The 20,901-nt window shown below is 43.1% G+C and carries 20 protein-coding genes; 19 read left to right on the top strand and 1 reads right to left on the bottom strand.

Annotated features, from left to right (window positions below; translation table 11 throughout):
• Positions 1–213: 213 nt before the first annotated feature.
• The 12 genes from gpr to deoC all read left to right on the top strand — a co-directional run bounded on the left by gpr (position 214) and on the right by deoC (position 14,288).
• Positions 214–1,311 (top strand): GPR endopeptidase, encoded by a 1,098-nt coding sequence (gene gpr / locus PU629_RS07585; RefSeq protein WP_275283676.1) that lies wholly within the window; start codon positions 214–216, stop codon positions 1,309–1,311.
• 141 nt (positions 1,312–1,452) lie between these two features.
• The gene (locus tag PU629_RS07590; protein ID WP_275283677.1) at positions 1,453–1,881 is read left to right on the top strand and encodes a DUF3679 domain-containing protein; all 429 of its coding nucleotides are present in this window, start codon (positions 1,453–1,455) and stop codon (positions 1,879–1,881) included.
• A 140-nt stretch (positions 1,882–2,021) separates the two neighbouring features.
• Positions 2,022–3,842: a translation elongation factor 4 gene (gene lepA / locus PU629_RS07595; protein WP_275283678.1), complete on the top strand. Its 1,821-nt coding sequence runs from the start codon at positions 2,022–2,024 to the stop codon at positions 3,840–3,842.
• Between the two features lie 85 nt (positions 3,843–3,927).
• Positions 3,928–5,088: a radical SAM family heme chaperone HemW gene (hemW, locus tag PU629_RS07600; protein WP_275284378.1), complete on the top strand. Its 1,161-nt coding sequence runs from the start codon at positions 3,928–3,930 to the stop codon at positions 5,086–5,088.
• Positions 5,089–5,146: 58 nt separating this feature from the next.
• Positions 5,147–6,181 carry a heat-inducible transcriptional repressor HrcA gene (gene hrcA / locus PU629_RS07605; RefSeq protein ID WP_275283679.1) on the top strand — a complete coding sequence of 345 codons (1,035 nt, stop codon included), beginning with the start codon at positions 5,147–5,149 and terminating at the stop codon, positions 6,179–6,181.
• A 285-nt stretch (positions 6,182–6,466) separates the two neighbouring features.
• Positions 6,467–7,108 carry a nucleotide exchange factor GrpE gene (gene grpE, locus PU629_RS07610; RefSeq protein WP_275283680.1) on the top strand — a complete coding sequence of 214 codons (642 nt, stop codon included), beginning with the start codon at positions 6,467–6,469 and terminating at the stop codon, positions 7,106–7,108.
• Between the two features lie 63 nt (positions 7,109–7,171).
• Positions 7,172–8,995 carry a molecular chaperone DnaK gene (dnaK, locus tag PU629_RS07615; protein ID WP_275283681.1) on the top strand — a complete coding sequence of 608 codons (1,824 nt, stop codon included), beginning with the start codon at positions 7,172–7,174 and terminating at the stop codon, positions 8,993–8,995.
• Positions 8,996–9,302: 307 nt separating this feature from the next.
• Positions 9,303–10,421, top strand: coding sequence for a molecular chaperone DnaJ (gene dnaJ, locus PU629_RS07620; RefSeq protein ID WP_275283682.1), 1,119 nt, complete (start codon positions 9,303–9,305; stop codon positions 10,419–10,421).
• 62 nt (positions 10,422–10,483) lie between these two features.
• Complete coding sequence (gene prmA, locus PU629_RS07625; protein WP_275283683.1) at positions 10,484–11,419, top strand: 50S ribosomal protein L11 methyltransferase; 936 nt, start codon at positions 10,484–10,486, stop codon at positions 11,417–11,419.
• A 76-nt stretch (positions 11,420–11,495) separates the two neighbouring features.
• A complete protein-coding gene (locus tag PU629_RS07630; protein ID WP_275283684.1) occupies positions 11,496–12,254 on the top strand; it encodes a 16S rRNA (uracil(1498)-N(3))-methyltransferase in 759 nt (252 codons plus the stop codon).
• A gap of 6 nt (positions 12,255–12,260) precedes the next feature.
• Entirely contained in the window at positions 12,261–13,622 is a 1,362-nt protein-coding gene (mtaB, locus tag PU629_RS07635; protein ID WP_275283685.1) for a tRNA (N(6)-L-threonylcarbamoyladenosine(37)-C(2))-methylthiotransferase MtaB, read from the top strand.
• Positions 13,623–13,631: 9 nt separating this feature from the next.
• On the top strand, positions 13,632–14,288 hold the full coding sequence (deoC, locus tag PU629_RS07640) for a deoxyribose-phosphate aldolase (protein ID WP_275283686.1): 657 nt from the start codon (positions 13,632–13,634) through the stop codon (positions 14,286–14,288).
• 19 nt (positions 14,289–14,307) lie between these two features.
• On the opposite strand, the gene PU629_RS07645 is transcribed toward deoC, so the two are convergent.
• Positions 14,308–15,237: a Na/Pi symporter gene (locus tag PU629_RS07645; RefSeq protein WP_275283687.1), complete on the bottom strand. Its 930-nt coding sequence runs from the start codon at positions 15,235–15,237 to the stop codon at positions 14,308–14,310.
• Positions 15,238–15,746: 509 nt separating this feature from the next.
• On the opposite strand from PU629_RS07645, the gene rpsU reads away from it, so the two are divergent.
• The 7 genes from rpsU (at position 15,747) to yqfD (ending at position 20,782) form a co-directional block, all read left to right on the top strand.
• Positions 15,747–15,926 (top strand): 30S ribosomal protein S21, encoded by a 180-nt coding sequence (gene rpsU / locus PU629_RS07650; protein ID WP_275283688.1) that lies wholly within the window; start codon positions 15,747–15,749, stop codon positions 15,924–15,926.
• Between the two features lie 14 nt (positions 15,927–15,940).
• The gene (locus PU629_RS07655) at positions 15,941–16,384 is read left to right on the top strand and encodes a GatB/YqeY domain-containing protein (protein ID WP_275283689.1); all 444 of its coding nucleotides are present in this window, start codon (positions 15,941–15,943) and stop codon (positions 16,382–16,384) included.
• 635 nt (positions 16,385–17,019) lie between these two features.
• The gene (locus PU629_RS07660; RefSeq protein WP_275283690.1) at positions 17,020–17,178 is read left to right on the top strand and encodes a hypothetical protein; all 159 of its coding nucleotides are present in this window, start codon (positions 17,020–17,022) and stop codon (positions 17,176–17,178) included.
• A gap of 462 nt (positions 17,179–17,640) precedes the next feature.
• On the top strand, positions 17,641–18,624 hold the full coding sequence (floA, locus tag PU629_RS07665; protein WP_275283691.1) for a flotillin-like protein FloA: 984 nt from the start codon (positions 17,641–17,643) through the stop codon (positions 18,622–18,624).
• Positions 18,625–18,637: 13 nt separating this feature from the next.
• A complete protein-coding gene (locus PU629_RS07670) occupies positions 18,638–19,117 on the top strand; it encodes a hypothetical protein (RefSeq protein ID WP_275283692.1) in 480 nt (159 codons plus the stop codon).
• 123 nt (positions 19,118–19,240) lie between these two features.
• Positions 19,241–19,522, top strand: coding sequence for a sporulation protein YqfC (gene yqfC / locus PU629_RS07675; RefSeq protein ID WP_275283693.1), 282 nt, complete (start codon positions 19,241–19,243; stop codon positions 19,520–19,522).
• A 21-nt stretch (positions 19,523–19,543) separates the two neighbouring features.
• Complete coding sequence (gene yqfD / locus PU629_RS07680) at positions 19,544–20,782, top strand: sporulation protein YqfD (protein ID WP_275283694.1); 1,239 nt, start codon at positions 19,544–19,546, stop codon at positions 20,780–20,782.
• Positions 20,783–20,901: the final 119 nt, after the last annotated feature.

The raw sequence follows: 20,901 nt of genomic DNA on the forward strand, positions 1-20,901 counted from the left end.
TTGAAAAAACAAAAAAGACGCAGTGCCCAAACGATGCATTGCCGATTAAAATAGGCAAATGATAACAGGTGCACAGCCTGTCTTTCCAATAACGCCGAAAGAGCCACTTACCAAATTGTATTGTATCAAAGCTCAAGGGGATTTGCAATATGCATGAAAGGAATCGATTTCGGTCACTTTAACTATTAGACGATAATCGGAGGGATGACGAGGATGGCAAACAATGTCGATTTAGAAAAATTTAGTGTAAGGACGGATTTGGCGGTTGAAGCCAGAGAGATGGTTCAAGAGCAAGAAGCACCGCCTTTAAGAGGGATTGAATCACACGAGGAAAATCGGGATGGTATTGAGATCTCCTGGTTAACTATTAATGATGAGGCAAGCCAAAGAATTGGAAAAAAAGCCGGCCATTACCTCACGTTTGAAGTTCAAGGAATTCGCAACCAAGACCAAGAACTCCAAAAAACGGTAGAACGCATTTTCGCAGAGGAATTTGCTCGATTTTTAGATGAGCATGGGATTAAGGATAATGCGAGCTGTCTTGTGGTTGGTCTTGGGAATTGGAATGTGACGCCGGACGCCCTTGGCCCAAAAGCAGTCGAAAACCTTCTTGTCACAAAACATCTTTTTGACTTACAGCCTTACCGAGTCAAAGATGGTTTTCGACCAGTAAGTGCGCTTGCTCCTGGTGTCATGGGGATTACTGGAATTGAGACAAGTGACATTATATACGGTGTTATTGAGAAAACAAAGCCGGACTTTGTGATTGCAATAGATGCGCTTGCTTCTAGGTCGATCGAACGCGTTAACACAACGATTCAGGTATCAGATACGGGGATTCATCCAGGGTCAGGGGTTGGAAATAAGCGGAAGGAACTCTCGAAGGAAGCACTGGGCATTCCTGTCTTTGCAATCGGTATCCCAACGGTTGTAGACGCTGTGTCGATCACAAGTGACGCTTTAGACTATATACTTAAGCATTTTGGAAGAGAAATAAGAGAACAGAATAAGCCTGCGAAGTCCTTGCTGCCTTCAGGTCTTATGTTTGGAGAACGAAAAGTGTACAAAGAAGATGATTTGCCATCTGAGGAACAACGCTCTTCCTTTTTAGGGCTTGTTGGAACATTGTCAGAAGATGAAAAACGGAGCTTAATTCGGGAAGTTCTTGGCCCGACCGGTCATAACTTAATGGTTACCCCAAAAGAAGTGGATGTTTTTATAGAAGATATGGCGAATGTTATTGCAAGCGGATTGAATGCCGCACTGCACCGAAATGTCTCTCAAGAAAATTTAGACGCCTTTACACACTAAGTGTATAGGCGTTTCTTTTTTTGACCATTCTATTAATGACAAATTAGTATAAACAAATCTATCGAATCAGTTCTATTTCATTTATTAGCTTAATAGTTTAGAACATAGGAATCAAACAAAATCCCAAAAGGATGGGTGACAATGAAGCCTTTTGTAATAAAAACGACTCTATTAATGATCGCCTTATTGGTGTGTGTGTTATATGGGATGGAAGTGGCCAAGCACAACATGCTGAATATGGTCGGCCAAACCTCCAAGCAATCTGGAGTGGTTTCACAGCTTAAAGAGCCACTTCCAAAGCCAACCTTGTCGGGAACATCAGACTCATCGGCTAAGCAAACGAATTCAACGGATGGAAACACGGCTGTCGCAAAGAAGCAGGAAACCACGCAAGCTTCATCTTCTTCAGATGAGCTTTCGGAACGTATAAAGAAGCTCAATACGATCCAAACCTTTAATCCTTATGGCTCATTAGGTCAAAGCTTGTCGAATGGCTTACAGACGTCTTTCTCACATGGAATGACGGCCGCCACATCCCTTTTTAATCAACTTATTGATCATGTTTTTTAATCTGATTCTCTTTCTGAAAAAAAGGGGATTGGTGTCCTAAAATGATCTTTTGTCGATTATTCGTTCTTTTCCATTGTTTGCTGATCCGTTTTTCGTGTATAATTTGAAACAGTATGGTTTGGATTTGGAGTTGAACTATAATGGCAAACGATCGCAAGGCTAGACAGCAGCGGATTCGCAACTTTTCCATTATCGCACATATTGATCATGGAAAATCGACGCTTGCAGACCGTATATTGGAACAGACAAGTGCGCTGACGAAACGAGAAATGAAAGAACAAATGCTAGACGCCATGGATTTAGAGCGTGAGCGAGGTATTACAATTAAGTTAAATGCTGTTCAATTAAAGTATAAAGCGAAGGATGGCGAAACTTACATCTTTCATTTAATTGATACGCCCGGACACGTCGATTTTACCTATGAGGTCTCTCGAAGCCTTGCTGCTTGTGAGGGTGCGCTCTTAATTGTTGATGCCGCACAAGGTATTGAGGCCCAGACACTCGCAAATGTTTATTTAGCCTTGGAGAATGATTTAGAGATCATTCCTATTATAAATAAAATTGATTTGCCGAATGCGGACCCAGAGCGGGTTAAGCAAGAAGTTGAGGACGTAATTGGTCTTGACGCATCAGAGGCGGTTTTGACTTCGGCTAAAGCAGGAATTGGTATTGAAGAAGTTTTGGAAGCGATCGTTGAAAAAGTGCCGGCTCCGTCCGGTGATCCAGACGGTCCGCTGCAAGCTTTGATTTTTGATTCCTTGTATGATCCTTATAGGGGAGTTGTCGCTTATATAAGGGTGGTTGAAGGTACCGTTAAAGTCGGCGACCGGATTAAAATGATGGCGACGAATAAAGTATTTGAAGTGACTGAACTGGGTGTTTTTACACCAAAGCCTGTTGCTCAAGAAGAATTAACCGTTGGAGATGTTGGCTTCTTAGCGGGAGCTATTAAAAATGTGGGCGATACACGCGTCGGGGACACCATTACGAGCGCCGAACGCCCGGCAAGCGAGGCATTGCCGGGTTACCGGAAAATGAACCCCATGGTGTTCTGTGGACTTTATCCGATTGATTCCAGCGACTACAATGATCTGCGTGAGGCTTTGGAAAAGCTTGAACTCAATGATTCCTCGCTTCAATATGAGGCGGAAACGTCAGAGGCTTTGGGCTTTGGTTTCCGCTGCGGTTTCTTGGGACTTCTTCATATGGAAATTATCCAAGAGCGTATCGAACGTGAATTTGGCATTGACCTCATTACGACAGCGCCGAGTGTTATTTATCGTATAACGGATCTTAAAGGGGTTATGACCGAAATTCATAATCCATCCGAAATGCCGGACAAGAAGCTCATTGAAAAAGTGGAAGAGCCTTACGTTAAAGCGACGATTATGACGCCGAATGATTATGTCGGTCAGGTCATGGAGCTTTGTCAGAAGAAACGCGGTGACTTTATCGATATGGTTTATCTCGATGAAAATCGGGTTAACATTACCTATCATATCCCGCTTTCGGAAATTGTTTATGACTTTTTCGATCATCTGAAATCTAATACAAAGGGCTATGCTTCCTTTGATTATGAAATGTTAGGGTACAGAGAGTCAGATTTAGTTAAGATGGATATTCTGCTTAACGGTGAACAAATTGATGCGTTATCCATTATTGTTCATAAGGATTTTGCTTATGACAGAGGGAAGGCTATTGTTGAAAAGTTAAAGGAATTGATTCCGCGTCAACAATTTGAAGTCCCTATTCAGGCTGCGATTGGATTAAAAATCATTGCGCGAACAAATATTAAAGCATTGCGAAAGAATGTATTGGCAAAGTGTTATGGCGGGGATATTTCCCGGAAAAGAAAGCTTCTTGAAAAACAAAAAGAAGGTAAGAAGCGAATGAAGACAGTCGGACGTGTTGAAGTACCGCAGGAAGCCTTCATGGCAGTTCTTCGCCTCGACCAAGATTAATTCGAAAAACTGTGTGAAACCAGATGGGGATGACGAGCTGTTGGTCACCCCCTTTAATTTTGAGTAAAGGAGGAGTGAGACAGTGATCAAAGCGGCCTATCTCCACATTCCATTTTGTGATCATATTTGCTATTATTGCGATTTTAATAAGTATTTAATAAAGAACCAACCGGTAGACGACTATCTGAAAGCGATGGACAAAGAAATACGAACGATGATGACGAGTCATAACCGTTTGGATCTGCAAACACTCTTTGTTGGCGGAGGAACACCGACTGCGCTAACCCCTGATCAGTTATCTTTCTTTTTAAAAATAGTCAAACAAGCGCTTTGGCATGAGGGGATTCAAGAGTATACCTTTGAAGCTAATCCAGAAAATATGACAGAAGAAAAATTAAGTCGGATGTATGAAGAAGGGGTTAATCGTCTGAGCATTGGTGTGCAGACCTTTAATTCTACCGGCCTCAAAGAAATTGGCCGTCTTCATAGCGTTGAAGAGGTTTATCGCGGTCTTGAACTTGCACGCCACATTGGTTTTGAAAATGTTTCTATTGATCTGATGTTTGGATTGCCGGGGCAAACGGAGTCGGATCTCGATCGGTCCATTGATGAAGCTCTGAAGCTTCAGCCTGATCACCTTTCAATTTACGCTCTACAAGTCGAGCCGAAGACGATTTTTTATAATCGGATGAGAAAAGGTGAGCTTCATTTGCCGGGACCCGACCGTGAAGCGGACATGTATGATCAATTGATTGAACGGTTAGAGGAAAAAGGTTATTTACAATATGAAATCAGTAATTTTGCGAAACCGGGCTATGAAAGTAAACATAATCTCCTGTATTGGCAAAATGAAATGTATTTTGGTTTTGGTGCTGGAGCACATGGGTACGTTGATGATGAGCGAGTAGTCAATGCAGGTGCGGTAAAAGGTTATATTCGCCGAGTCGAGGAAACCGGATCGGCGGTTATTTCCACCCATCCTGTCCCGTTAGTTGAACAAATTGAAGAAGAGCTCTTTTTGGGTTTGCGCACTCGGTTTGGAGTGTCGAAGGAGCGGTTTAAAGAGAAATTCCACAGAGAGATTGAAACGGTTTATGGCGAGGTCATCAGCCGTCTTAAAGAGAAACAGCTGCTCATTGAAGAGGGTGACCGCCTTATTTTGTCTCAAGAAGGCTTGTTTATCAGCAATGAGGTTTTATCTTACTTTTTACAGCCGACAATCATTGACAAATCCAAAGAAGATTGATAAATTTTACTTAGTATTAGCACTCGTTGACACAGAGTGCTAACAGGGGTGATAGAACATGCTAACGGATCGCCAGTTGTTTTTATTTCAATTATTGGTAGATGACTATATTCGTTCAGCAGAACCAATTGGCTCAAGAACGATATCGAAACGTGACGATGTAACAATCAGTTCGGCTACGATTCGAAACGAATTGGCAGATCTCGAGGAAATGGGGTATCTTGAAAAGCCGCATAGTTCTTCTGGGAGAGTGCCTTCGGAAAAAGGGTATCGTTTTTACGTTGATCATTTATTATCCCCAGAACTTTTAACGAACATTGAATTGACGAATATCCGAAAGGCATTTAAAGACCGTTACTATGAAGTCGAGAAACTGATTCAAGAAACGGCCACATTGCTTTCTGAATTCACGAATTACACGTCAATTGTTGTAGGACCTGAAGTCTTGGAAACGAAGCTGAAGCAGTTGCAAATTATTCCGCTTAGTTACGAGACGGCCGTTCTCATTATAGTAACGAACACGGGACATGTGGAAAATCGTACCGTTTCATTCCCAAGCGGAGTAAGTACGGGAGATATTGAGAAGCTGGTTCGAATCGTTAATGAAAAGTTGCAGGGCGTCCCTTTGTATGCTCTGAAAAACGCGCTTCAAACAGAACTTAACAATCTGCTTAGAGCGCACATTAAAAACTATTCAAATGCGATTCGTTTCCTTGATCAAGCTTTTACTTATTCGCCCATCGATTCTATTTTCTTTGGCGGCAAGACGAACATGCTGTCTCAACCCGAGTTCAAGGATATTGACAAAGTGCTTCCTCTTTTAAATGTTCTTGAGAAAAAAGAACGTGTGTACGAGCTTTTAAGGAATACTTCGGCTAATGGCATACAAATTAAAATTGGTCATGAAAATGAACTGTTAGAGGCAAGGGATTGCAGTTTAATCACAGCGACTTATTCAATTGGCGGAGAGCATATGGGGACTTTGGCTGTAATAGGGCCGACTCGAATGATGTATCCGCGAGTTGTTTCACTGATGGACCAGGTTTCCAAAGGTTTATCTAAATTTCTTACAGAACGGTATCAAAAAGATTGATCGAGGACATAGTGTTTAAAGAAGATTTAAAGAGAATCTAGGGGTATAATAAATGGTTGTCTGTTCAAGCAGGTGCGTAAAGGTCTAAATCTTGGCCTTTTCTTAAGGCCGGAATTTGCCATCAAGGCAAAACGGTCGCTTACGCTTTTCTATGTCTAGCTTCACCGACCAGCCTTTCGGACAAATCTGACCCCCACTGCGGCGGCGACAGCCTCCTCGGGGGGGCAGAATTTGCCATCAAGGCAAAACGGTCGCTTACGCTTTTCTTAAAAGGAGGTGAGTGGGATGAGTGAGAAACCATTAGAAGAAAAAGAGACTGAACAAACGTTGGATTCGGCTGAAACAGAGGGTCTCGATCAACAGGATAACGTTCTTCAAGATGAGGAGTCGAATTCTGAAGCGGGTACTGAATCAGAAGATGTTGAAGCAGAGTCCGCGAGTGATGTGGAGTCTTCTTTTGATGGAGAAGAATTGGCTGCAAAACTAAACCAGTTGGAAGAGAAATTGAAAGAATCGGCTAACCGGTACCTTCGCCTTCAGGCTGATTATGATAATTTTAGACGTCGTACACGTGAAGAGAAGAGTCAAGAGCGAAAGCTGCGGGCCCAGGAGCTCGTAACAGATTTGCTTCCAGTACTTGATAATTTTAAACGCGCGCTAGATATTGAAACTACTAGTGAAGAAGCCAAGAGCTTAAAACAAGGCATGGAAATGGTCTATCGTCAATTGCAGGATGCCCTTACGAAAGAGGGGGTTGAAGAAGTTGATGCGCTTAATCAGCCATTTGATCCAAATCTTCACCAAGCCGTCATGCAAGAAGCGGTTGAGGGTGTCCAACCAAACACCGTGCTAGATGTCTTTCAAGCAGGTTATTCACTAAATGGACGAATTATTCGCCCGGCTATGGTGAAGGTAAGCTCTGAATAATGAGTGTTTAGAAGTCTAATAAGGCCTTGATTTACATAATGAATTGTTTGGAGGGAAATAAAAATGAGTAAAATTATTGGGATTGACTTAGGAACAACCAACTCTTGTGTTGCCGTTTTAGAAGGTGGCGAACCTGTTGTTATTCCAAATGCAGAAGGTAATCGTACAACACCATCTGTTGTTGCTTTTAAAAACGGGGAACGTCAAGTAGGGGAAGTGGCAAAACGTCAAGCTATTACAAACCCTAATACGATTATTTCAATCAAACGTCACATGGGAACGGATTATAAGGTAGAAGCTGAGGGCAAACAATTTACCCCTCAAGAAATCTCTGCTATTATCCTTCAAAAGTTAAAAGCAGATGCAGAAGCTTACTTAGGTGAAAAAGTGACCAAGGCAGTTATTACGGTACCTGCTTATTTTAATGATGCTCAGCGTCAAGCAACGAAGGACGCCGGTAAAATTGCGGGTCTTGAAGTAGAGCGGATCATTAACGAACCAACTGCTGCTTCTTTGGCTTATGGTCTTGATAAAGGTGAAGATCAAACCATTTTAGTTTATGACTTGGGCGGCGGTACGTTCGACGTTTCGATTCTTGAACTTGGCGATGGCATTTTTGAGGTTAAATCAACTGCTGGGGACAACCGTCTTGGTGGGGATGATTTTGACCAAGTCATCATTGATTACCTTATTTCAGAATTCAAGAAAGAAAACGGGATTGATCTTTCTAACGATAAAATGGCCCTTCAACGTCTTAAGGATGCAGCGGAAAAAGCGAAAAAGGATTTGTCTGGGGTTTCCCAAACACAAATTTCGCTTCCGTTTATTACAGCCGATGCATCTGGACCAAAGCATCTTGAAGTGAATCTTACTCGTGCGAAATTTGAAGAGCTTTCTTCTGATCTTGTTGAACGGACGATGGGACCTACTCGCCAAGCGTTAAAGGATGCCGGACTTTCTGCTAGTGAAATCGACAAAGTCATCCTTGTTGGTGGTTCGACACGTATCCCAGCTGTTCAAGAAGCGATTAAAAAATTAACAGGTCAAGAACCGCATAAAGGGGTAAACCCTGATGAAGTAGTCGCACTTGGTGCAGCTATCCAAGCTGGTGTCCTCTCAGGTGATGTGAAGGATGTTGTCTTGCTCGATGTTACACCTCTTTCCCTTGGTATTGAAACAATGGGCGGCGTGTTTACAAAATTGATTGATCGGAATACGACGATCCCAACGAGCAAATCTCAAATCTTCTCAACTGCGGCGGATAACCAAACTGCTGTTGATATCCATGTGCTTCAAGGCGAAAGAGCCATGGCAGCAGACAACAAAACACTAGGGCGCTTCCAATTAACGGATATTCCTCCAGCACCTCGCGGAATTCCGCAAATTGAAGTTTCTTTTGAAATCGACGCAAACGGGATTGTTCACGTTACAGCGAAGGACAAAGGAACAAATAAAGAACAATCCATCACCATTAAATCTTCTTCTGGTTTAAATGATGATGAAATTGAACGTATGGTAAAAGAAGCGGAAGCAAATGCTGAAGCGGACAAACAACGAAAAGAAGAAGTCGATCTTCGCAATGAATCCGATCAACTCATCTTCTCTACAGATAAAACCTTGAAAGATCTTGGTGATAAAGTAGACGAAGCTGAAAAGCAAAAAGCGGAAGAAGCGAAAGATAAACTTAAGAAAGAGCTTGAGTCTGGCACTTTAGATTCAATTAAAGCTGCGAAAGAGGCTCTTCAAGAAGTGGTTCAACAGTTAGCCGTTAAGCTCTATGAACAGGCAAGTCAAGAAGCTCAAGGGGCTGAAGGCAATGCATCACAAGACAAGAAAGATGACAATGTCGTTGATGCCGATTACGAAGAAGTTCCAGACGATAAATAATCGTTGAAAGCTTCCTTCTAAATATCATCAAACATGTATAGGTAACAAATTGGGGAAGAAAGTCAGTTCAAGCAACGCTTGATACCGGCTTTCTTCTCACCCTTTTCTAGGTCTTGACCGCTTGCATGGTTGCTTTTTAAATAAGCTGAAAAGTTTTATTAGGGATAATCGGCTTGCAACAAGCTTGTTACGGGTGATAAGATAAGGTGACTTATTTAGGGTCCTTAAGCATTTATTCTTAATAGAATAAGGATGCGGGGGACAAGTGAGACAAATTGAGAGGGACTCTAACCGGAGGTGAAACCTATTGGCGAAGAGAGATTATTATGAAATCCTAGGTGTGGATCGCAATGCATCTAAGGAAGAAATAAAGAAAGCGTATCGAAAACTAGCGCGTCAATACCATCCAGATGTAAATAAAGATGATCCAAGCGCGACAGATAAATTCAAAGAAGCAAAAGAAGCGTATGAAACCTTAAGTGATGATCAGAAGAAAGCGCACTATGATCAATTTGGTCACACGGATCCAAACCAAGGATTTGGCGGCGATGCTGATTTTGGCGGCGGTTTTGGTGATATCTTTGATATGTTCTTTGGCGGTGGCGGTGCTCGCAGACGGGATCCAAATGCACCTAGACAAGGGGCGGATCTCCAATACACGATGACACTGACATTTGAGGAAGCGGCGTTCGGTCTTGAGAAGGATATTGAAATTCCAAGAGAAGAAACCTGTAAAACCTGTAATGGTTCTGGGGCAAAGCCGGGTACAACCCCAGACACTTGTTCACATTGTAATGGAACAGGTCAGTTAAATGTAGAGCAATCCACTCCGTTTGGCCGCATCGTTAATCGCCGTGTCTGCCATTATTGTCAAGGAACCGGTAAAATCATTAAAGAGAAATGCCAAACTTGCGGGGGGGACGGCCGCGTTAAGACTCGCAAAAAGATTCATATTAAGATTCCAGCAGGTGTTGATGAAGGCCAACAAATTCGTGTCTCTGGTCAAGGTGAGGCAGGGATTAATGGCGGACCTTCTGGGGATTTGTATGTAGTCTTTACGATCAAGCCACATAAGTTTTTCGAACGAGATGGCGATGATGTCTTTTGCGAAGTGCCGTTAAACTTTGCACAAGCTACTCTAGGGGATGAAATTGAAGTTCCGACACTCTATGGAAAAGTGAAACTTAAAATTCCAGCGGGTACTCAGACCGGAACCCATTTCCGACTCAAAGGAAAAGGAATCAAAAATGTAAGGGGCTATGGGCAAGGTGACCAGCATGTTACGGTGACACTTGTCACGCCAAAGCAATTGTCTGATCGTGAGAGAGAGCTTTTCCGTGAGCTTTCCGAAATTAGCGGTAAACCATTAGCAGAAGAAAACGGTTCTTTTTTTTCAAGAGTGAAACGCGCTTTTAAGACCGATTGAGGACATGTCCCAGGAAGTTTATGAAAGTTTATTTTAGAGTTGGGTAAAGAAGGTGAAGAGGGTTGAAGTGGGTCGAAATCTGCATTCATACCTCTCAACAAGCTGTTGATCCTGTTTCAAACATTTTATATGAAGCAGGATCTTCAGGTGTTGTGATAGAGGATCCCGAAGTGTTAACGAGAGAGTGGACGGATCAATATGGGGAAATCTATGATCTTAGTCCTAGTGATTATCCCGAAACAGGCGTTTATGTCAAAGGGTATCTGCCTGAGACGGTCTTTCTTCCTGATACGGTCGAACAAATCAGAGAAGCGGTGGATCATCTTGTCGAATATGAGATTGATGTCCAGCCTAATCAGATTTATGTCGGTGAGGTAAAGGAAGAAGATTGGGCAACGGCATGGAAGAAATATTATAAACCGGTTCGCGTTACGGATTCTTTAGTGATTTCTCCAACATGGGAAGAAGTGGACAAGTCTAATCCGAATGAGGTTTTGATTGAATTAGATCCAGGGATGGCGTTTGGGACAGGGACGCACCCAACGACCGTTCTTTGCTTAAGAGCATTGGAAGGGATCGTCAAAACGGGTGACACTGTGCTGGATGTCGGAACGGGTTCCGGTGTCTTGAGTATTGCGGCCGCCAAATGGGGGGCAAGCCGTGTCTTAGCTTTAGATTTGGATGACGTGGCAGTCAGATCTGCGCGGGAGAACGTCGAACTGAACCAGGTCGAAAGTCGTGTAGAAGTTCGTCAAAACAATCTTGTTCAATCAATCCAAGGTCAATATGACGTGATTGTTGCTAATATTTTAGCTGAAATCGTTTTGAAATTAATTGATGATGCCACTCAATTAATGAAACCAAATGGCTTTCTTGTGCTTTCTGGCATCATTAAAAAGAAGCAGGAAGTAGTCGAACAGGCGCTTCTAAAGGCCGGCCTTACGATTAATGAGGTCTTAGTTGAAGAAGACTGGGTAGCGATTATCGCTCAGAAATAAGAGTCACGTTAAGACGGATTCACTTGGAAAAGTTTAGTGAATGTCGGCTTTGTTTAATGAAAGGAGTTCCCTAATCGTGCAGCGTTACTTTGTCAAAGATGATCAGATCCAAGAAGACCAAGTCACTATAAAAGCAGAAGATGCTCATCATATCATGAATGTCATGCGCATGAAAGAAGGCGACAAGATTGAAGTGTGTGATGAATCTAACCATGCTTATGTGTGTCAAATCGAGGCCAATCAGAATCTTCAAGTGATTGCTAAACTTATACAGCCAATTGAAGAGTCAACCGAATTGCCGATAAGAGTAACGATTGCACAGGGACTTCCAAAAGGAGATAAATTTGAACTTATTGTTCAAAAAGCCACTGAGTTAGGAGTCACGGCGGTCCTCCCATTTGCTTCTGAACGGTCAATTGTAAAATGGGATCAAGGACAAAAGGTGCAAAAAAAGCTAGAGCGGCTTCGGAAAATTGCCAAAGAAGCAGCCGAACAATCTCATCGTGCCTCGCTCCCAACGATTGAAGAGCCCGTTAACTTAAAGGGCCTTATAAGTTTAAAAGAAGCTTATACCCATAAGCTCGTTGCTTTTGAAGAGAGCGCGAAACGGGGAGAGCGCCATGGCTTTGCTAACTTGCTTGATACGATCAAGCCCGGAGAGTCATTATTAGTTGTGATTGGGCCAGAGGGAGGACTTTCCTCTAATGAAGTTAATGAACTGACCCAAAACGGGTTCAGCTGCGCCGGTCTTGGTCCCCGGATATTGAGAACAGAGACAGCTTCCTTATATGTTCTTGCTGCTCTTTCCTATCATTTTGAATTAGCTATGAGGTGATTAATAGTGCCATCAGTTGCATTCCATACGTTAGGCTGCAAAGTGAATCATTATGAAACAGAAGCGATTTGGCAGCTCTTTCAAGCAAATGGATACGAAAGAAAAGAGTTTGAATCCGCATCCGATGTTTATGTCATTAATACGTGTACCGTAACCAACACAGGGGATAAGAAAAGCCGTCAAGTTATACGTCGTGCGATTCGCCAAAACCCAAATGCGGTTATTTGTGTAACGGGGTGTTATGCGCAAACGTCGCCAGCAGAGGTCATGGCCATTCCTGGTGTGGATATTGTCGTAGGAACACAGGACCGTGAAAAAATGCTTGAATATATTGAGCAATATAAAACAGAGCGTGAGCCGATTAACGGTGTCAGTAACATTATGAAGGCACGTGTCTATGAAGAATTGGAAGTTCCAGCCTTCACAGACCGTACGCGAGCGTCTTTGAAGATTCAAGAAGGCTGTAACAATTTCTGTACATTTTGTATTATTCCATGGGCGCGCGGCTTGCTTCGTTCACGCGATCCAAAAGCAGTCCTTGAGCAAGCTCAAAAACTAGTCGATGCTGGCTATAAAGAGATTGTTTTAACGGGAATCCATACAGCAGGCTATGGCGAAGATATGAAAGATTATAATTTTGCCCAGTTACTTCGTGATCTTGAATCAAAAGTTGTCGGCATTAAACGGATTCGTATTTCTTCAATTGAGGCAAGCCAAGTGACAGATGAAGTGATCGACGTGATTGACCGCTCAACGATCGTGGCGCGTCACCTTCATATTCCGCTTCAATCCGGTTCAGATACTGTTCTGAAACGAATGAGAAGAAAGTATTCCACCTCTTTTTATGCGGAAAAAATTGAGAAGTTAAGAAAAGCACTTCCTGATTTTGCATTAACATCAGATGTTATTGTCGGATTCCCAGGAGAGACAGACGAAGAATTCCAAGAAACGTATAATTTTATTAAAGAGCTTGGGTTTGCTGAGCTTCATGTCTTCCCTTATTCTCAAAGAACGGGGACTCCTGCCGCACGGATGCCTGACCAAGTACCTGATGATGTGAAGCATGACCGTGTTCGAAAATTGATTTCTTTGTCGACTCAATTAGCTAAGCAGTATGCATCGCGCTATGAAAACGAAGTGCTAGAGGTCATTCCAGAAGAACCGTTCAACAAGGATGCTTCTACAGGACTTTGGGTGGGCTATACAGACAATTATTTGAAAGTCAGATTTCCGGCTTCCCCTGAACTTGAAGGGAAATTAGTAAGAGTTAAAATTTCACAAGCGGGTTATCCTTATAATCAAGGGCAATTTGTGCGAGTACTTGATGCAACTGCAGAGAGTCTGGACCAAAAAGCAGCATCACTTTAGGAGGCTGACATGGTAGATTCATTAGCTAAGGTGATTGATCACACGGCGTTAAAGCCAGACGTTAGCAGGGAAACGATTAAAACTCTCTGTGAGGAAGCCAAAACATATGGATTTGCCTCTGTTTGTGTGAATCCATACTGGGTTCCTTATTGCGCTGAACTATTGAAGGATACGGATGTCATGGTGTGTACGGTAATCGGGTTTCCATTAGGTGCCACATTGACAGAAGTGAAGGCTTTTGAAACGCGTCAATCCATTGATCAAGGTGCAGGAGAAGTGGATATGGTGATTAATATTGGCGCGATGAAGGACGGAGATGAGACAACCGTTCTGGAAGATATCGCGGCTGTTGTGAAGGCCGCAAAAGGTCGTGCAGCGGTAAAGGTGATCTTAGAGACCTGCCTATTAACAGATGATGAAATAGAAAAGGCTTCTCTGCTTGCCAAAAAAGCTGGGGCTGATTTCGTCAAAACCTCAACAGGATTTTCTACTGGCGGTGCTACTGTGGACGCTGTCAAGCGCATGCGTAGCGTCGTTGGCCAAGAGATGGGTGTAAAAGCATCTGGAGGCATCCGCACACGTGAAACAGCAGAAGCCATGATCCAGGCTGGTGCCTCTCGTATAGGGGCAAGTGCAAGTGTAGCGATTGTGACCAATCAAGAATGAAACAGCAAAAGGGAGTCCGTTAACGGGCTCCCTTTGCGCGTTTTTCTACCCATCGCCCATACTTGTCGATAAAGGGTAAGAATAATAAAGCTGAGACGGCATTAAATAGAATACCAGAATAGGCCAAAGCGGTATCGGGCGCCAGATGAAGACTCTCCAGCCAACCGGCAGACAACTTTAAGAATGGAAGAGCCAGGAGAGCACCGCCTATATTAAAAACCAAATGCGTGTAAGATACCCAACGTGCTTGCCAATTCGAGCCAATCGAAGCCAAAATAGCGGTGACACAGGTTCCGACGTTTGCTCCAATTACAATGGTAATAGATGCAAGAAGCGTTAAAAATCCATTGTTTAGAAATCCCATGGCAATCATCGTTGTGGCTGAACTCGATTGGATGATTGCTGTAAATAAGGCCCCGCTGGTTAAAGCCATCCAGAGCGAGTGATTAGCAGCGGTTAAGATGTATTTAACTGGAGCCAGCTCACGCAAAGGAATACTTAAAGTATTAAAGCCATCCATGGATAAGAAAAGACAGCCAAGCCCAATGAGAAAGGTTCCAAGACAAAAGATTGCGGATTTTCTAGTAAACAGCAACAGAAATCCGATTAAAATCAAAACGATATGGATTCGGCCCAATGAAAAGGTGGCTAGGAGACCAGTAAAGGTTGTTCCAATATTAGCCCCAATAATCACACCAATCGTGTTGGAAAAACGGATCAGTCCTGCTGCTGCTAATCCCACAGTAATAACGGTCACAGCTGAGCTGCTTTGCAGGATCGCGGTCAGAAGTGTACCAATTAACAAACCTTTTAAAGGTGAGCTTGTACTCTTCTGAATGATGGTTCGAATTTTTTCGTCACCCATTGCGCGAAAGCCTATCTTCATCACAGTCATTCCAAATAGGAATATCATAATATAAATAAAAAATGCTGAGATTAATCGATCCATAAGTGAACCCCCTACCTTAGTCTATTGGACAAGTGGTTAGAGCATGACACTTACTTGAACCATTTTGAGTGTATAGGAGTTCACGGGAATTAAGTGCCCTGTCAGCTTCGGTGAGCAAATTCTGTGCTTATTTCTAATCATTACTTATTCCAAATTGCCCCAATTTAACGCCATGCTTTTTGAGATAGGGAGAATGGTTTTTATTGAAACAACAGATGATGAGGAGTAAATAGAACTGAAAATGGAGAGTGGCTGCCAGGGGTAATTCTTGCATCACTTAAATAATTAACGAAGATACTAGATATGAATGTTGACCAGAACGGCGTATTCGTATATAATTGCATCGACATCTTCTTTTTAAAACTTTCATTTTTGTTGGATTTGCTTTCCTTTTATATTGAAAAGTGAACATTGGTCAATGATGAAAGCAACAAAGAGATGAGACAGGGCGGATGAAGGTTTTCCAGGCCCTTTTAGAGCGTTTGCAAGTTGGAGGGAGGGAAACACAGATGGTTGAAACGAAAGTTCGCAAGAATGAGTCCATTGAGGATGCGCTTCGTCGCTTCAAACGTTCCGTTGCGAAATCAGGTACTTTAGCGGAAATCAAAAAGCGTCGACACTATGAAAAACCAAGTGTCAAGAAGAAAAACAAGCGCGCTGAGGCTTCACGTAAAAAGCGTAAATTCTAAGAAAGGGTGTTCTGATGAGCTTTTTGGATCAGCTTACCCAAGATATGAAAGAGGCTATGAAAGCTAAGGATAAAGAACGGTTATCTGTCATCCGGATGCTGAAGGCCTCCCTGCAAAACGAATCGATCAAGCTCGGCAAAGACCTTTCTGAGGATGAGGCCTTAACTGTCCTTTCACGGGAACTCAAGCAGAGGAACGACTCCCTCCAAGAGTTTGAGCAAGCGGGTCGAGAAGATTTGGCTGAGAAGACTAGAAGTGAAATTTTGGTTGTCAAGACTTATTTACCAGAACCATTAACTGATGATCAATTAGAAAACGTGGTTAAGGAAACGATTCAAGAAGTTGGTGCATCATCAAAAGCCGATATGGGTAAAGTGATGCAAGCCCTTATGCCTAAGGTAAAGGGACGTGCTGACGGAGGAAAAGTTAGCCGCCTCGTTCAAGAACATTTATCTTAATAGATTTTATACATGTAAAAGCGAAACCTTTTTTTGAGGTTTCGCTTTTTAGTTACGGTTAAACGGCTTAACTTGTGGCGGCCCCATCGTACGCAATGGGCCGTTCATCGAAGGGATGAACGCCAAAAAGAGTGAGTGTAGCATCCGAAAAGTCGTTCATCGAGGGTATGAACGCCAAAAACAGCGGGTGTAGCATCCGAAAAGTCGTTCATCGAGGGTATGAACGCCAAAAAGAGCGAGTGCGGCAGTCGAAAGGGCGTTCATCGGGTGTATGAACGCCAAAAAGAGCAAGTGCAGCATCCGAAAAGGCGTTCATCGAAGGGATGAACGCAAAAATAAGCGAATGGAGCATCCGAAAAGGCGTTCATCAAGTGGATGAACGCCAAAAAGAGCGAGTGCGGCATCCGAAAAGGCGTTCATCGGGTGTATGAACGCCAAAAAGAGCAAGTGCAGCATCCGAAAAGTCGTTCATCGAAGGGATGAACGCAAAAATAAGCGAATGGAGCATCCGAAAAGGCGTTCATCAAAGGTATGAACGCCAAAAACAGCGAGTGGAGCATCCGAAAAGGCGTTCATCGAGGGTATGAACGCCAAAAAGAGTGAGTGTAGCATCCGAAAAGTCGTTCATCGAGGGTATGAACGCCAAAAAAAGCGGGTGGAGCATCCGAAAAGGCGTTCATTGGATGTATGAACGCCAAAAAAGCGAGTGGAGCATCCGAAAAGTCGTTCATCGGGTGTATGAACGCCAAAAAGAGCGAGTGGAGCATCCGAAAAGTCGTTCATCGGGTGTATGAACGCCAAAAAGAGCGAGTGAGGCAGTCGAAAGGGCGTTCATCAAGGGGATGAACGCCAAAAAAAGCGGGTGGAGCATCCGAAAAGTCGTTCATCGGTTGTATGAACGCCAAAAAAAGCGAGTGGAGCATCCGAAAAGTCGTTCATCGAGGGTATGAACGCCAAAAAAAGCGGGTGGAGCATCCGAAAAGGCGTTCATCCCACGAAAACGCCTCCACACACGCCACGAATTGGTGTAATGGAGCCTCCATCCCACGAAAACGCCTCCGCACACGCCACGAATTGGTGTAATGGAGCCTCCATTCCACGAAAAGGCCTCCATCCTACGTCGCGACTATGTGTATTGGGCTCCGTACAGCCCTCTAGACTTTTAGCACTAATTTTAGAATTTAGGCTTTAGTTGAAACTTATTAGTTCTTTTGCCGTATAGTTAATTAGTTGGGATTAATAAAGGGGGAAGGAAATTGGATCTTAATACTTTGTTGATTTTATTTATTGCGGTAATTGTTATCGTGGTTATTGCCGTGTTCTTATCATTCGTACCTGTTATGCTGTGGATTTCAGCATTAGCTGCAGGAGTACGAATCGGAATTTTCACATTGGTAGGGATGCGACTTAGAAGAGTCGTGCCTAGGCGTGTGATCAACCCTTTGATTAAAGCGGTGAAAGCGGGCATTCAGCTCAGCACCAATCAGCTGGAAAGCCATTACCTTGCAGGGGGGAATGTCGACAGAGTCGTGAATGCTTTAATTGCGGCTCATCGCGCGAACATTGAGCTTAGCTTTGAACGCTGTGCGGCAATCGATCTTGCTGGCCGAAATGTTTTGGAAGCTGTTCAAATGAGTGTGAATCCAAAAGTGATTGAAACACCGTTTATTTCCGGGGTAGCTATGAACGGGATCGAAGTCAAAGCGAAGGCGCGAATTACGGTTAGAGCGAATATTGATCGGTTAGTTGGGGGAGCGGGTGAAGAAACAATTATTGCTCGTGTCGGTGAAGGGATTGTCTCAACCATTGGATCTTCTGAAAGCCATAATCAAGTGTTAGAAAATCCCGATCTCATCTCTCAGACTGTTTTGAAAAAAGGGCTAGATTCAGGAACCGCCTTTGAAATTCTCTCGATTGATATTGCGGATGTCGACATCGGTAAAAATATTGGGGCTCATTTGCAAACCGAACAGGCTGAAGCCGATAAAAAAATAGCTCAGGCCAAAGCAGAGGAACGCCGCGCTATGGCAGTTGCGACTGAGCAGGAAATGAAGGCTCGGGTACAGGAAATGCGTGCCAAAGTGGTTGAATCAGAAGCTGAAGTACCACTTGCGATGGCAAAAGCTCTTCGGGAGGGGAATTTAGGGGTGATGGATTATATGAATTATAACAACATCAAAGCCGATACGGAAATGCGCCGATCAGTAGGCGATATGAATGATCCTCAAAATGAAGAGTAAGGATTGATGCAACATGAGTTTTTTTACACTTTTTATAATCATATCAGTTATAGCCGCCATTGCCAAAGCGGTCAAACGCTCTGATTCGTCAGTTAATAGGGGTAGGTTTGGAAGCAGCCTCACCCAACGCTTTATCGGTTCTCAATCAGAAGAAAGGGGCGGGGAACCGGAACAGAACGCCTTTTATGAAGAAGAAATTCTCACCTCGCCAACGCAAACTAGTGAAACAACCGGGGGGCTATTGAGGCGCGAGGATTTGCAGACGGATTTTGGCGATCAGAATAAACCGAAACCGGCAACTAGGGAACGTTCCAAAAGAACGGAGATCCTGTTTGAAGTCCAGACGCCGATCGCGCAACAACAGCCTCCTCTAAATCGTCTTAATCTTACACCTACAAGAAAAAAATTAGCGGAGAGCTTTATTCTATCTGAATGCTTTAGTGAACCTCGAGCACGAAAACCCTATCAGCCGAGAATTTATAATAAAAGATGATGGGGATGACTTCCTAGAAGAGTCTATTGATTCTTCCGGGAGGTCTTTTTTTATACACTTCACCTTTTCTTTGGTGATAGTCCTCTATCTTGTTTCATAAAGATGTAAATAGAGGTGGTGACGTTGGCAAACAAATGGCGCGATCAATTCAAAAAATTATTTGTGAACTACTCGGAGTTGCCTGCCGATGTTGTAATGGATTTACCGCGTATTACACTTATTGGCCAATTACATATATATATTGAAAATCACAAAGGGGTATTAGCTTTTTCCAAAACAGAACTGCGACTTGCTTTAAGCCAAGGTCAACTGCTTATAACGGGAAATCAATTTGTTTTGAAAACCATTTTACCCGAAGAAATTTTATTAGAGGGAACGATTGATAAAGTTCAATTTATAGATTGATTGAGAAAATAGGTGAAGCTTATGAAGACAAAAAATTGGAGCGAAAATTTACAAGGCCATGTCATTGCAACGGTTAGAGGCCGATTGGTTGAACCGTTTATCAATCGATGTATTCGAGAACAAATTAGAATTTGGGATATCAAGCGGATTGAAGAGGATCGGATCCAATGCTCGATCCTCTTAAGCGATATTAAACGGATTAAGCCAATCTTAAAACAAACCGATTGCCGAATCCATTTTGACGAACGAGTTGGCCTCCCTTTTTGGACAAGGCGCCTGCTTGGGCGTTTTGGAATGATAGGTGGATTCATCCTTTTCTTTTTTATCATTTTTTTCATGTCAAACATGGTTTGGCAGATCGATATTCACGGGGCAGATCCTGTGCTTGAAGATGAAATTAGAACCATACTCGCAAAACAAGATATTCATGTTGGCGCGATCGAGTTTCTCTTACCTTCTCTTGGGGAAATCGAGGATCAATTGAACAGTCAATTAAAGGAAACAACATGGGTAGGAGTGTCTCGAGATGGGACAACTTATCGGGTTGATGTGGTTCAAAAGGAACTTCCTAAGAAGGAAAAAGAGATTGGCCCTAGAGACTTGATCGCCTCTAAGACCGCGACCATCAAAAAAGTTTACGCTGAACAAGGGCAGGCTGTGGTTCAGCAGAATGATGTCGTGAAGAAAGGGCAGCTTCTCATTTCCGGTATGATGGGGGATGAGGCCCATCATAAGTTCGTCCCAGCAAAAGGAACCGTGTTGGGGGAGACTTGGTATACTTCAAATACAGAAGTCCCTTTAAATACAAGCTATCACACTTATACGGGGAGAACGTATACGAAGCGTCAAATCAAGGTTTGGTCCCTGACCATTCCGATATGGGGGTTTAACGCTAAACCGTTCCAAAAGCAAGTGACGGAAACAGTCACCCATCCGTTCCACTTCTTATTGTGGGATATCCCCATTAAGTTTCAGACGGTGACGATCCGTGAAGCTAGTCAATTGAAGAATCGATTAACTAAAGATCAAGCGAAAAAGATGGGGGAAGAACTGGCGCGACAGCAGTTAACGAGGGAGCTCTCATCTGATGCAAAAATTCTCTCAGCAAAGATCCAAAAAGACAAGGTGGAAAAAGGTGTGATGCATCTTCAAGTCTTTTTTACGGTTGAAGAGAATATTGCCAAGCCCCGCCCCTTCTCACCGAAGGACCGCCAAAAAGATTTAAAAGAGAAGATGGACAAACAAGAACAAGGGAACTAGACCCTTGTTCTTATTTGTTTTAATTGATACAGGTCAAAAAGACCATTGGAATTGAAACTCTTGGTTATGGTAAACTAATAAAAACAAAAACTGTTTTCTCTGTTAAAATATACTAAAGA

The sequence above is a fragment of the Pullulanibacillus sp. KACC 23026 genome (assembly GCF_029094525.1).
Classification (GTDB): Bacteria; Bacillota; Bacilli; order Bacillales; family Sporolactobacillaceae; genus KACC-23026.

Bases quoted from the DNA above. Each gene is read 5' to 3' on its own strand.
- gpr (WP_275283676.1), top strand. From the start codon at position 214: ATGGCAAACAATGTCGATTTAGAAAAATTTAGTGTAAGGACGGATTTG.
- PU629_RS07590 (WP_275283677.1), top strand. From the start codon at position 1,453: ATGAAGCCTTTTGTAATAAAAACGACTCTATTAATGATCGCCTTATTG.
- lepA (WP_275283678.1), top strand. From the start codon at position 2,022: ATGGCAAACGATCGCAAGGCTAGACAGCAGCGGATTCGCAACTTTTCC.
- hrcA (WP_275283679.1), top strand. From the start codon at position 5,147: ATGCTAACGGATCGCCAGTTGTTTTTATTTCAATTATTGGTAGATGAC.
- grpE (WP_275283680.1), top strand. From the start codon at position 6,467: ATGAGTGAGAAACCATTAGAAGAAAAAGAGACTGAACAAACGTTGGAT.
- dnaK (WP_275283681.1), top strand. From the start codon at position 7,172: ATGAGTAAAATTATTGGGATTGACTTAGGAACAACCAACTCTTGTGTT.
- deoC (WP_275283686.1), top strand. From the start codon at position 13,632: ATGGTAGATTCATTAGCTAAGGTGATTGATCACACGGCGTTAAAGCCA.
- PU629_RS07645 (WP_275283687.1), bottom strand. From the start codon at position 15,237: ATGGATCGATTAATCTCAGCATTTTTTATTTATATTATGATATTCCTA.
- rpsU (WP_275283688.1), top strand. From the start codon at position 15,747: ATGGTTGAAACGAAAGTTCGCAAGAATGAGTCCATTGAGGATGCGCTT.
- PU629_RS07655 (WP_275283689.1), top strand. From the start codon at position 15,941: ATGAGCTTTTTGGATCAGCTTACCCAAGATATGAAAGAGGCTATGAAA.
- PU629_RS07660 (WP_275283690.1), top strand. From the start codon at position 17,020: ATGAACGCCAAAAAAAGCGGGTGGAGCATCCGAAAAGGCGTTCATTGG.
- PU629_RS07670 (WP_275283692.1), top strand. From the start codon at position 18,638: ATGAGTTTTTTTACACTTTTTATAATCATATCAGTTATAGCCGCCATT.
- yqfD (WP_275283694.1), top strand. From the start codon at position 19,544: ATGAAGACAAAAAATTGGAGCGAAAATTTACAAGGCCATGTCATTGCA.